This window comes from Pseudoalteromonas sp. SWYJZ12, from assembly GCF_015864395.1.
GTDB lineage: Bacteria > Pseudomonadota > Gammaproteobacteria > Enterobacterales > Alteromonadaceae > Pseudoalteromonas > Pseudoalteromonas arctica.
In genome coordinates this window covers 79,939-91,778 of the sequence record NZ_JADYXH010000008.1, presented here as the reverse complement: position 1 = coordinate 91,778, position 11,840 = coordinate 79,939, and the positions used below count along the sequence as shown (strand labels likewise).

Annotated in this window: 11 protein-coding genes; 5 read left to right on the top strand and 6 right to left on the bottom strand. The window is 41.6% G+C overall.

Features of this window, described 5'->3' with window-relative positions; all coding sequences use genetic code 11:
- Window positions 1-486: 486 nt before the first annotated feature.
- The 5 genes from I6F42_RS11405 to I6F42_RS11390 all read left to right on the top strand — a co-directional run bounded on the left by I6F42_RS11405 (window position 487) and on the right by I6F42_RS11390 (window position 4,675).
- On the top strand, window positions 487-2,025 hold the full coding sequence (locus tag I6F42_RS11405) for a glucan biosynthesis protein (RefSeq protein WP_197152197.1): 1,539 nt from the start codon (window positions 487-489) through the stop codon (window positions 2,023-2,025).
- Between the two features lie 167 nt (window positions 2,026-2,192).
- Window positions 2,193-3,380, top strand: a complete 1,188-nt coding sequence (locus tag I6F42_RS11400; protein WP_010553585.1) for a hypothetical protein — start codon at window positions 2,193-2,195, stop codon at window positions 3,378-3,380.
- Between the two features lie 406 nt (window positions 3,381-3,786).
- Complete coding sequence (locus I6F42_RS20185; protein ID WP_231616346.1) at window positions 3,787-4,086, top strand: 2OG-Fe(II) oxygenase; 300 nt, start codon at window positions 3,787-3,789, stop codon at window positions 4,084-4,086.
- On the top strand, window positions 4,080-4,328 hold the full coding sequence (locus I6F42_RS11395) for a DUF1272 domain-containing protein (protein WP_197152196.1): 249 nt from the start codon (window positions 4,080-4,082) through the stop codon (window positions 4,326-4,328). Before I6F42_RS20185 ends, I6F42_RS11395 begins: the two co-directional genes overlap by 7 nt.
- Before the next feature lie 44 nt (window positions 4,329-4,372).
- Window positions 4,373-4,675, top strand: coding sequence for a hypothetical protein (locus tag I6F42_RS11390; RefSeq protein WP_096794347.1), 303 nt, complete (start codon window positions 4,373-4,375; stop codon window positions 4,673-4,675).
- A 128-nt stretch (window positions 4,676-4,803) separates the two neighbouring features.
- On the opposite strand, the gene I6F42_RS11385 is transcribed toward I6F42_RS11390, so the two are convergent.
- The 6 genes from I6F42_RS11385 to I6F42_RS11360 all read right to left on the bottom strand — a co-directional run bounded on the left by I6F42_RS11385 (window position 4,804) and on the right by I6F42_RS11360 (window position 11,837).
- Window positions 4,804-6,087 carry an allantoate amidohydrolase gene (locus I6F42_RS11385; protein ID WP_197152195.1) on the bottom strand — a complete coding sequence of 428 codons (1,284 nt, stop codon included), beginning with the start codon at window positions 6,085-6,087 and terminating at the stop codon, window positions 4,804-4,806.
- Window positions 6,088-6,100: 13 nt separating this feature from the next.
- Window positions 6,101-7,330, bottom strand: a complete 1,230-nt coding sequence (locus I6F42_RS11380) for an alanine--glyoxylate aminotransferase family protein (protein WP_004334657.1) — start codon at window positions 7,328-7,330, stop codon at window positions 6,101-6,103.
- Between the two features lie 3 nt (window positions 7,331-7,333).
- Window positions 7,334-8,158 carry a sulfite exporter TauE/SafE family protein gene (locus I6F42_RS11375; RefSeq protein WP_024593246.1) on the bottom strand — a complete coding sequence of 275 codons (825 nt, stop codon included), beginning with the start codon at window positions 8,156-8,158 and terminating at the stop codon, window positions 7,334-7,336.
- Entirely contained in the window at window positions 8,146-9,747 is a 1,602-nt protein-coding gene (locus I6F42_RS11370; protein ID WP_197152193.1) for a gamma-glutamyltransferase family protein, read from the bottom strand. Before I6F42_RS11370 ends, I6F42_RS11375 begins: the two co-directional genes overlap by 13 nt.
- Window positions 9,744-10,946 (bottom strand): amidase family protein, encoded by a 1,203-nt coding sequence (locus I6F42_RS11365; RefSeq protein ID WP_197152192.1) that lies wholly within the window; start codon window positions 10,944-10,946, stop codon window positions 9,744-9,746. The genes I6F42_RS11370 and I6F42_RS11365 overlap by 4 nt, the downstream gene beginning before the upstream one ends.
- Before the next feature lie 408 nt (window positions 10,947-11,354).
- The gene (locus I6F42_RS11360) at window positions 11,355-11,837 is read right to left on the bottom strand and encodes a putative 4-hydroxy-4-methyl-2-oxoglutarate aldolase (protein WP_197152191.1); all 483 of its coding nucleotides are present in this window, start codon (window positions 11,835-11,837) and stop codon (window positions 11,355-11,357) included.
- Window positions 11,838-11,840: the final 3 nt, after the last annotated feature.

The following is an 11,840-nucleotide window of genomic DNA, read 5'->3' as shown; positions in this document are numbered from 1 at the left end:
ATTTTAAAAGTGGTGAGCCTCTTTGTTTTTCAACACTTAAATGCAATCGTTATCCATTTAAATACCAGCGTTCTAATAGTGTGGTTATATGGCTTATCCTTCACTTTTACTGCTTATAATACGCTTTAGCCTAAAATCAACTATGCACCTATAACGATTAGAAAAACCAGCCACTCTACAAATCTTTGCCTTAGAAAAGTGGGCAACTAAAACCTAAATATATCCATACCTCCTGAGGGCTTCGTTCAATAAATTGCGCTATCCCCGCTTATTTTTACTTCAGCGGTATCATTAAACGCGCGCAATTTCCCTGAAAATCAATAGCCTAAAAAAATAATTATAGGAGGTCCTGTAGTCAAATAACAATACTTTAGTAAACGCTAGTTCATATTACGTCACGTAATATTCATGCAGAACTTTAAGTTAAACATACGCTCGTGCAGCGTCCCCATTTTTATTTGACTCAATTTATTGGACATTCTTTTTATGAAATTAAAGTTATTTATCGCAATTATTTTTAGCACTTCGATGTCGTCTTACGCGACAGAAGCAGTAGATCAAACGGAGTTTTCATTCGAAGACTTAAAAGCGCTGGCAAAAGCCTCAGCCGAAAAGCCCTATACGGCAACCAAGGTGCCAGCGCCGGAGTTAATCGATAAAATTACGTATGACGAACATTGGAAAATACGCTTTAAAGAAGATGAAACCTTATACCCAAGTGGAAAAAAGGCGCCTGTACAATTATTTTATCCTGGGCGATATTTTCCTGAGCCAGTAAGTATTTACATCAGAGACGATAAGAATCAGGTTCAAAATGTACCTTTTAGTAATGATGTTTTTGATATGCCTGATGACAGCCCAGCTCACGATCTCCCAGAAGGGTTTGGATTTGCAGGCTTTAGAATAATGCGCCCAGGTATGAAACCAGATTGGATATCTTTTTTAGGCGCGTCTTATTTTCGTACTGATGGGCCAGAGGGGCAATATGGACTGTCGGCTCGAGGTATTGCAATTAATACGGGTATGAATCAGCCAGAAGAATTTCCGCGCTTTTCTGCATTTTGGATTGGCCCCGCAGAGAAAAAAGGTGAAAGTGTGTCTGTTTGGGCATTGCTTGAAGGGCCTTCTATCACTGGGGCTTATCGGTTTGGTTTAAGTAAAGATAACAAAGAAGCTAAAGGCCATATCACCTCAGTGAGCGCTAATTTGTATATGCGCGCCGATGTTGAACGCTTAGGTGTAGCACCGCTAACTAGTATGTATTGGTACTCACAAAAAGATAAGACAGAAGCTAAAGACTGGCGCCCAGAAATTCACGACAGTGATGGACTGGCTATTCACACAGGATCGGGTCAATACGTTTGGCGCCCATTAAATAATCCTCAGTCGGTGTCGACCAATAGTTTTATTGATGAGAACCCAAAAGGGTTTGGCTTAATCCAAAGAGATCGTGACTTTAATAACTACCAGGACGACGGCGTATTTTACAATAAGCGTTCATCAGCGTGGATAAAACCTACTGACGATTGGGGCAAAGGCGCAGTTCAGTTAATAGAGATTCCAACAAAAGATGAAACGTTTGACAACATTGTGGCCTATTGGGTGCCCGAAAAAGAGGCGCGCAAAGGTGATGAGTTTACCTTTTCTTATGATATTGAATGGCGTCCACTCGATCCAAAATCAAAAACGCTTGCAAGCGTTGTAAATACTCGCCAAGGCTTAGGCGGAATTCCCGGCCAGCCTATTCCTGAAGGCGTTAACAAGATGGTGATTGATTTTGAAGGTCCAGTATTTAAAGGCTTAGATAACAAAAGTGGTATAAAGCCGATTGTTGAAGCCAGCAACGGTGAAATACTAGAACCTATTGGAGTTTATCCGGTAGTTGGTACAAACCAATGGCGATTAGCGTTTGACTACAAACAAGCTAACAACAATCCGGTGAACATACGCGCGTATTTAGTTGATAAAAATGATGAAGCTATAACTGAGACATGGGTAAGTGATGCAAAGGTAACGATTAAATAAGATCTTAAAGTAACTGTTTAGCATATTGTTCTTAAATGAACTCAGGCGCTTTTTATCCTTGTTCTTTTTAATGCTTGGCTTTATGTATGCTTTAATTAAATTTATAATTCAAGCATACAAATTACGTGCATAAAAAGTAATGGATACAAATTTTAGTGGAACTTAATATGACATTTTTAAAAAATGTAAAGCAACAAGCGGCGACTAAAACGCCTTCTGAATTAGAGCGTTTATGGCAGCGAATTGAAAAACATACTAAGCGTAACGCAAACTTTGATATTAAAAAGCAGATCCTGTTTTCTCAATTTCAAGAACAAGTAGAGCACCATGAGCAAATTCAAGCTCAAATGATTGCAGAACAAATTATTCATTTTAGTAAGTTTATCCAACGTAAAAGCTTAACTATTGAACAGCGTAATGAACTTGTGGATTGGATAAATGAAGATTTAGATTATTTGTCAGAACATCCATTCATTGGCGAGTTGAATGTTGAGGAAGTGTCTCAAGTTTTTCAATCTTACCTAAATAAGTATAACCAAGATACGGTTAGTACAATCCCTTCTTCAGAGTTAAACATATTACGTAATATGTTACAGCAAGATTTCCCCGGTTTAGAATTAACAGATGACGAACTGAGAGAAATAACAGCTGATCCTTCATTGCTTTATAAGCACCTTGACGAGCAAGGTTTTGGTGAGGAGAAAGATGATGAAGCGTTTAGTGCAGATAATATGCACTATGAACAAGATGAAGATTGGGATGACTTTTTTGACCAACACGAGCGATTTGATCGCGATGAAATTAAACAACAAAAAAACAACTCAAAATTAGAAAAGTTATTTAAAGGCTCGCAGCTAAACAAAATGTATAAACGTTTAGCATCTAAGTTGCATCCAGATAAAGAATCTGATCTTGCAAAAAAAGCAGAAAAACACGAACTAATGCAACAGTTAGTACAAGCTCGAAAAGAGAAAGACGGTTTTACTTTATTACAACTTTACATAAGCCATTTTGACGACGATGTCGATTTTGACGAAGAAACCAAAGCAAACTTAATTCCGTTACTGCAAAATAAAATAATCGAGCTAAATGAACAGCATCGGCAACAAAAAGAAAGTAATGACCAATATACAATTGTGTGGCGTAAGTTTAATGGTCGTAGTAAAGCGCAAATTAAAGATAATTTTGTAAACCATTTAGCGGCGCTAAATAATGAATGTGATGAAATTGCTAAACGTTTAGAGTATTGCACTACGGTTAAATCACTTAAAGAAGAGCTTAACAACCGAATTATGAATAAACGTCATATGCCCATGTCTTTAGAGGCGGCTCTGGAAAACATGTTCAATTTTTGATGAATTAACAGTGACGCCAGCCTAAGTTTTTTCATTAAGTTAGAATGGCTGTCCTGTTTAGCTGTTTCTTTACGCTGCGGCAACTGTATTGCCTTGTTCATAATGTAGAAAAGCTGCAAAACGCGATGTATTAAGAAAGATAAGCCCTTAGTACCTCAATAAAGTCACTCAAACACCAGTGTTCCCTTCTAAAATACTAATTTAAACAACACCGAACACTTTTTGTATTTTACGTAAAATACAGTAAACGATTGAACCAAAATATGAACTCGGCTATGGTTTGTTTATCAATAAAAATAAAAAAACGAGTTAACCTGCAGCTTGTTAGCTGTTTCGAGGGATTGTATGTTTTTTTAGTAAATTATTTTGTTGGGAGCGAGGCCGACAAAAATCAGGCTACGATAAAATGTTGATTTGTGGTGCTACGTGGCCAATTAAATTTGATACATATTTGCTTAAATTCCCACAAGGAAGTGAAATAGCACCACACACAGACAAAGTTGAATCTGGTAAACACTATCGATTGAATATAGTGCTTAAAAAAGCAGATTTGGGTGGTGAGTTTATTTGCAGTGATCCGATATTTGAAACAAAGCGGGTTAAGCTATCCCGCCCTGATGTAAGTGAGCATCAGGTATCAAAAGTTATAAAAGGTAATAGATATTTACTCAGCATAGGGTGGATAAAAGGGAGCTCTAAATGCTAGATTTAAGACCTAATTGTGAATGTTGTGATAAGAATCTACCTGCACAGTCCAGTGAGGCTTTTATTTGTTCATTTGAATGCACATTTTGTTCTGGCTGTGCTCAAACGGTGTTAAATAACGTGTGCCCAAACTGCTCAGGTAATTTGGTTCAGCGGCCAATTCGCCCTTTGGCTGCACTAAAAAATTACCCAGCATCGACTAAGCGGGTATTAAACGAAAGTGGTTGTGCGCCAAACACATAAAAACATAAAGTATAATAATTACATTTTCTGGGTATGGAGATCTGATGAGAAAATCCTTTGAATTTACTGTTAAGTCAATCAAAGTTAAAATAATTAACGCTTGGTTTAGTGGTGCTAAATTATATGTGAATGGTGACTTACGAGATACTGACAAAACTTTGTTCGCTTTTAGGAATAATACTTTACTATCTGCAAATTTAGGTGAGTTGGGTGTTCTAGAAATCAAGCCATTATCGGGTTTAATTACCGTTGAAATGGATGCATATTTGGTCAATGGTACAAACATTCAACATGTATATAGCTCACATAAACGCCTTAGCCTAAAAGAGCAAAGGGCAGCTCGATAAAGCTACTTTAAATAACGAATATTCCTGCATTTACCTGCCTTCAGTAATAACCTCCAAATGACTTTGAGGAGGTTTAAGCCCCTAAGCATACCAAGTTAATATACTTGGTTTACTCGATTACCTTAAAATCACTCACACTCTTTCACATAAAGTAAAAGCGCGCTGTACATTACACTGAGTGCCTTTGTTACATCGCTGTCGATAACCGCTTCTGCTGGGTGATGGCTTATACCGCCAGGGCTGCGTATAAACAACATGCCAACGGGGCAAATTGGAGCGATTGCCATTGCATCGTGCCCTGCGCCTGAGGCAAGTGAAGGCGATGCTTGGTTGTTGAGTTTACATGCGCTTGAAAACAAATGCTGAATAGTGGTGTCGCATGCTACGGCACCGGCGGCATGCGTCCATTGCCAATCAAGCGTTAAATTGCGTTTGCTTGCTATAGACTGTGCGCTGCTTTGTATGGCGCTTAGTAAATTAGCGAGATCGGTGTCGCTTTGTGCGCGTGCGTCTAGGCTTATGGTTGTTTTACCTGCGATCACGTTTGTAGCCCCAGGGCTAGATTGTATTTGCCCTACGGTGGCAACTTCGCCATTTTTAGCATTGCTTGCTAGTTTTTCAATTTCGGTTACTAATTCGGCGCAGCCTGCTAACGAATCCTGACGTAAGTTCATAGGCGTAGTGCCTGCATGACCGCTTTGGCCTGTTAGGGTAAGCATGGCGCGTTTTGCCCCTGCAATAGCCGTTACAACGCCTAACGCCTGATTAACCGATTCGAGTACAGGGCCTTGTTCAATATGAGTTTCCCAGTAACCTAGTAATTCGTTTTTGTTTAGTGCGGCCTTTGCGTAGTCGTTAGGGTTTAAGCCAAAGTCGAGCATGGCTTGGCGCATAGTTATGCCATTTGTGTCTTCAATGTTTAGCCACTGTGGGTCAAATTCGTTAGCGAGTGCTTTTGAGCCAATTAAAGTAGTGGCAAAGCGGGTGCCTTCTTCATCGCAAAAGCCGACTACATCTAAATGAAAGGGCAAGTCGAGCTTTAACTTATGTGTAAGCGCTGCAATTTCTATCCCCAGCAGTACACCTAAAATACCATCAAACGCACCTGCGTTTGGTACGGTGTCGAGGTGCGATCCTATAATTAAACGTTTAGCATGTGGGTTTGATGATTTAAGCCGCCCCCAAAGGTTGCCCACTTCGTCTTGCCACGATTGCATGCCTGCCTCAACCATCCACGATGCAGTAACGGCGTTACACTCTTTGTGCTCTTTTGATAAGTACACGCGGTGAATGCCGCCTTGCATTTGCGATAGTGCGCTGAGAGTTTTACAGCGAGATAAAGCGCGTGTTGCGTATTCATCAGCAAGTTCTTTATCTAATAAAGGGCTGTGTTGTGGGCTTACAATCGTCATGCTAAATCCTTTTTTATTTATAGTGAGCAAGGGCGGCAATGGCGGCTTCGCCCTTAGGGCCTTTGTAACCGTTGGCATGTAAGCAAGCGTCTAAGCTTGCAAGTGTTTGTAATACAGCATCTTTGCGGGCGTTGTAGCCCATAGTGCCAATACGCCAAATTTTGCCATGCAGTGGCCCAAACGAGGTGCCAATTTCTATTCCAAAATCGGTTAGCATTTGTCCGCGGACGTGATCGGCATTAATGCCCTCGGGTATATAAACACCCAGTACGTTGTTCATTTTATGCGTTAAATCGCCAAATACATTTAAGCCGAGCGCTTGAATGCCTGTTAGCATGGCATCGCCATGTAATTTGTGGCGCGCTACGCAGTTATCTACGCCTTCTTCAATTACTATGCGGGCGCATTCTGAGGCGCAGTACAGCATGCTGGTGGCTTCGGTATGATGATTTAGGCGCTCTTCCCCCCAGTAATTCATGATCATACCTAAATCAAAATAGTTAGAGCGCACAAAGGGTTCTGTGCCATCGGTATGATCGGCAGTGCGAATGCCTGCTTCTACCTTTTTACGTTTTTGGATCCACTCGGCGCATTTGTCGCTTAGTGTTAATGGCGCTGACCCAGAAGGACCGCCTAAACACTTTTGCAGACCAACAGAAAGTGCATCGAGTTTCCATTCATCGGCAGGAAGTTCGTTACCCACAATAGATGCGGTAGCATCACAATAAAATAGTACATCGTGCTTTTGGCAAATATCGCCAATATGCTCAAGAGGTTGGTTCATGGTGGTGGATGTATCGCCCTGTACCATAGCAAGTACGTGGGGTTTTACATCAACAATGGCTTTTTCGATTTGTTCTGGCGTAAACACTTCGCCCCACGGTACTTCTATTGTGTGCACTTTTGCGCCAACGCGTTCTGCTATTTCAGCAAGTAGGTGGCCAAAGCGCCCCATAATTGGCACTAGTACTTTATCGCCTGGGCGTAAAATTGAGCATAATACGGCTTCAATCCCTGCGCGTGATGTGCCATCTATTAGCATGGTCCATTCGTTTTTAGTTTTAAAAATTTCGCGGTAACGTGCCATGGTTTCGTTCATAAAACCGGTCATTACTGGGTCGTATTGACCTATAAGTTGCGCCGACATAGCACGTAAAACACGAGGATCTGCATTAATTGGACCTGGTCCCATTAATAAACGCTGTGGTGGGTTTAAGGTTTGAACTTGCGTGTTATTAAACATATTTTAGGCTCCCAGAGTCTGAATGAGCATGCGAATGCCGGTTATCATTAAGACAACGGCAAAAGCGCGTTTTAGTTGTTTTTGATCCAGCTTGCTACCAATTTTTACGCCAATAGGCGCAAATAAAATAGTTAGCGGAATAATAAGAAAAAAGGCAGGGAGGTTAACTAACCCCCACGTACCTAGGGGAGCATCGGTTGGCGTTGTGCCAATACTTAATAAGGTAATAACACCTGGTAGCGCAATCAATAAACCAAAAACGGCCGCAGTACCTACTGCAACATGGGCGCGTACATTAAATGCGTTTAGCATAGGTACGCCAATAGTGCCGCCACCTATGCCAATCATTACCGACAAACCACCTACAATACTTGCCATAACGCCTTGACCAAATTTACCTGGTAGTTGTTTTACAAGCGCGGGTGCGCCGGCTCTAAATAACATGTTTAAACTGACTAAAATAGCAATACAGGCAAACATGAGCACTAATGCGTTACCGCGAACGGTATGAGCAATAATGCTACCGACTACCGCCATAACTAATATAAACGGTGCCCAGTATTTTATTAGCGCAAGGTCAATATTCCCTTTGCTATGATGCGAGCGAATAGATGAAAGCGAAGTAGGTACTATGGTTGCAAGTGATGTAGCGGTGGCTATCATCATTGCCGACTCTGGGCTTACGCCAAAACCTTGCAGTAAAAAATACAGCACAGGTACGATAACAATACCGCCGCCTACACCAAAAAGTCCTGCTAAAATTCCGGCAAAAATACCGGTTGCTATTAAGGCCGCTACTATTGGCCATTGGTTTATTATTTCTGACATTGTGTTCCTGCTGTAGTTACTGTTGCACGTCCATCTGAACGAGGATCTGTTGCAGCTTCAAGGCTTGTAGGTGTATCTAAAATCGCCCCAGCGTGCCCCATCATTTCGTTATTATTATCAACGCTTACCCAATCGTGGTCACGTTGATTTAATTCATGTTCTATATGAAAAACTAACCCTTTTTCAATTTTTAAATTTGTACTTGTATCGCCCCATGTACGTCCAAGTAACCAACGAGGGTCGCTAATTGCTTGTTTTATTGATTTATTTCGCCATGCGTAGCCTGCAAAAACAGCGGCTTGGGTTTGTGGCTGCCCTTCACCGCCCATTGTTCCGTAAGCAAGTCGACGACCATCGCTAAACTTTGCCATTGCAGGGTTAAGTGTATGAGCCGGCTTTTTATTTGGCGCAAGGGCGTTAATATTGTTACTCGCATCAATATCTTCATTGTTTAAACTAAAGCTTAAACCTCGGTTATTCCACACAAAGCCGCCTTCGCTCATTAATATTCCGCTGCCAAATTCCCAATAAATACTTTGAATAAAGCTGACTAATTGCCCGTTTTTATCTCTGGCAGCCATCCACACAGTATCGCCAGGCTCTGCGTTAAATGGCCATTTTTTGGCTTTACTCATATCAATATTGTTAGCAAGTTCGCTTAAGCGATCATCGGTTAGTGCGTTTTTATAATCGTCCCCTAATACTTCAGGATCAGCCCAAAGGGTAGGGCGATGCGTAAAGCTTTGTTTAGTTGCCTCAACAATTAAGTGCGTCCAGTCGGCATCGGTTTTAGCTAAATGCTTTAACTTATTTACGGCACCAATTATTTGTAGTGAATGCACGCCTTGTGTTGGCGCGGGTAAGTTGTAGCAATTAATACCACTGAGGTTTGCATTTAGCGCAGTAACTACCTCAGCTTTTGTATTTGCAATGTCACCTGCGGTAATTGAGCTGCCTGCTTTTGCTAAGTCGGCGGCAAATGAGTTGGCAAGTGCGCCTTCATAAAATGCGTTTAAGCCATGTTTTGCTAGGTATTCAAACGTTGCTGCAAGTTTAGGGTTTTTAAAATGTTGACCTGCTTGCAAGGGGTTACCATTGGGTATGTAGAGGCTTTCAAACGCCTCATTGGTATTGTTAGCAGCGGCTAGTTTTTCGCAGCCTGCTTGCAAGCTTTTTGTTACGGTAAAGCCCTCGCGCGCAAGCTCAATAGCGGGTGCTAAAATTTTTGGCAGTGGTAGTGCTGCGTGGTCATCTAGTTCAAGCGCTTTTTGCCAACCGCGAATTGTACCCGCTTGAGTTAGTGCGCTTAATCCGCCGCGCTCTGGTATTTGCGTGAGCGGGTTATACGCCGTTGTATTAGTTGCTGCGCGGCCGCAGGCGTCAATAGCTGTGGGCGTTTTTTGATTTGGGTTATCGATAAGCCAAAAGCTGTCGCCACCAATTGAGTTCATATGTGGATACACAACGCTAATCGCAGCGGCAGCCGCTACCATAGCCTCGGTAGCTGTACCGCCTTGTTTTAGTATATTTATACCCGCCTCAGTGGCCGAAAAATGAGACGCGGTAAATGCAATGTTGTGTGTGGTCATGCCGGTATGTCCTGTTTAAAGTGTGCAGCTAGGTGCTTAACGCAAGCAAGTAAGCTTTTATCGTTACCGTGGCTCATCATTAATGAAAAACCATACGGATGATCATTTGTTAAATCAGCCAGCGGTAAATGCACTTGCGCTGAGCCACTAAGGCCCGCAATTGCCGAAAGCGTAATAATTTGCATGCGTAAGGCGCTTGTGTCGGCGCCTAATTTAGGTGCGGTTGTGGGGGTGGTGGGTAAAAATAAGCAGCTGTGTTCGTTTAAGTTTTTAGCGACGATTGCTTGCCACTCGTGCTGTATTTTTAACGCCTCTTGTTCTTCTTGCTCGGTTAAAGCCAGTGCCATTTTAAAACGAGCCGCAATTGCTGGCGCAAAATGAGAAAGCTGATCTGGGAGTTCAAGCCAGTCTCGGTGCGTTTTAGCAATCGCACGACCTTGTAATATTCTAAAGGTATCGGCAAGCTCACTTAGCAGGCTGTTTTTGGAGAGCTTAAAATCGATATGATGATTAAAATTAGGCTTGGTTTTTTCAAGCAATTGTTTAAGTGGGGCTTGTAAAGTAGGGTCAACGAGTTCAAATAACGGCTCGCAAATAACTAAGGTATCAACGTTATTAATAGCTTGATTTGGTAACAGTACATTACCTACATCGCTTAATAGCTCGGCGCTTTGGGTAAGCCAACCTATGGTATCGAAAGGCGGGGCGAGAGGAATTAATCCTTCTTTTTCAATTACATTATGGCTAGGTCTTATGCCATATAAACCACAATAGCTGGCGGGTATTCTAATTGAGCCGCCAGTGTCGGTGCCTAAGCCAATATCAGCTAAGTTTGCAGCAACGGATGCAGCAGACCCCATACTCGAACCACCGCAAGCATGTCCTTTTAATTTAGGATTTTGCGCAGCGCCATAATGTATATTATTACCCTCTAAGCTATAAGCCAGTTCGTCAGTATGGGTAAAGCCTATAAAGTTACAACCAGCGGTCATGAGCTTATTAACCGAGCTTGCCGTATTTTGAGCCGGTTTAGCTGTTTTAAACCAGTGTGGGTTGCCTGCGCTGTTACGCTCACCCTTTACTGCAAATACATCTTTTACAGCTAAGCGATTGTTTGCAAGCACTCCAGAGTGGTTTGTTTGCCACAGGGTAGGACCGTGATTGCAAAATATACCTTTGTTGTTTTTTTTATCACTCATTTGCAGCTCATTATTATAAAACTGACCAAGTACTTACTTATTAAGTTAAGAGTGATTAAAAAGCGGGCTGGTTATTATTATTTTAATACCAATTTTATTAAAAACATGATCATTCTATTGGATTAAATAGCGCACTCACTGCGTCATTTTCTTCGCGTTATAATAGATCACTAATTTAATGCAATTGCTAAAGCTCCGCTTTTTAATCGGTAGTTTTGATTTTATAGTGCTTAGACTAAGCAAGAGGAATGCCATAAATTAAAATCCTGTCCAATTGGTCAGGTTTTGGTGGGTTGTATGAGATTTATAAATGTGGGCTATAAAAATAGTGACACTAAAATGAGTTAAAACAAACCAACTTGGTGCGAAGTTGCACCAAGTTGATCTTTATTTGTATGGTTTTGAGTGCTAAATAAGGACCGTTTTACTGATGATTAAACCGTTAATATCGGCGTAAACCCAATCGTTAGGTTCTATGGTGGTGCTAAGCATGGTAATAACTTGGTTTTTATCACCAAAGCCGCGCTTTAAGGTACTACGCGGTGTAGAGCCTAGCGCCATTACAGGTAAGTTCATCGTGGCAAGTATTTCTATATCTCGGCAACAGCCATTTATTATTACGCCTTCCCAGCCATTACTTAAGGCACGCTCAGCCATAATATCGCCTATAAACGCAAAGCGTTTGCTCGCAAACCCGTTTATAACTAATACTTTACCTTCACCATTTTCATGCAATATATCGGCAGCAAAAGAGTTGTCTTCTGGGCAGGTAACGGTAGCTACTTTGCCATAAAACGTGGTTTTTTTACCAAAGTGATAAAGGCCGCTGTCTGCTACTTGTACGTTATCGCGATGATCGTCAAATAAATCGGGTGTAGTAAAGGGTGTCATGGG

Bases quoted from the DNA above. Each gene is read 5' to 3' on its own strand.
- I6F42_RS11365 (WP_197152192.1), bottom strand. From the start codon at position 10,946: ATGAGTGATAAAAAAAACAACAAAGGTATATTTTGCAATCACGGTCCT.
- I6F42_RS11380 (WP_004334657.1), bottom strand. From the start codon at position 7,330: ATGTTTAATAACACGCAAGTTCAAACCTTAAACCCACCACAGCGTTTA.
- I6F42_RS11385 (WP_197152195.1), bottom strand. From the start codon at position 6,087: ATGACGATTGTAAGCCCACAACACAGCCCTTTATTAGATAAAGAACTT.
- I6F42_RS11395 (WP_197152196.1), top strand. From the start codon at position 4,080: ATGCTAGATTTAAGACCTAATTGTGAATGTTGTGATAAGAATCTACCT.
- I6F42_RS11370 (WP_197152193.1), bottom strand. From the start codon at position 9,747: ATGACCACACACAACATTGCATTTACCGCGTCTCATTTTTCGGCCACT.
- I6F42_RS11375 (WP_024593246.1), bottom strand. From the start codon at position 8,158: ATGTCAGAAATAATAAACCAATGGCCAATAGTAGCGGCCTTAATAGCA.
- I6F42_RS11405 (WP_197152197.1), top strand. From the start codon at position 487: ATGAAATTAAAGTTATTTATCGCAATTATTTTTAGCACTTCGATGTCG.
- I6F42_RS11390 (WP_096794347.1), top strand. From the start codon at position 4,373: ATGAGAAAATCCTTTGAATTTACTGTTAAGTCAATCAAAGTTAAAATA.
- I6F42_RS20185 (WP_231616346.1), top strand. From the start codon at position 3,787: ATGTTGATTTGTGGTGCTACGTGGCCAATTAAATTTGATACATATTTG.
- I6F42_RS11360 (WP_197152191.1), bottom strand. From the start codon at position 11,837: ATGACACCCTTTACTACACCCGATTTATTTGACGATCATCGCGATAAC.
- I6F42_RS11400 (WP_010553585.1), top strand. From the start codon at position 2,193: ATGACATTTTTAAAAAATGTAAAGCAACAAGCGGCGACTAAAACGCCT.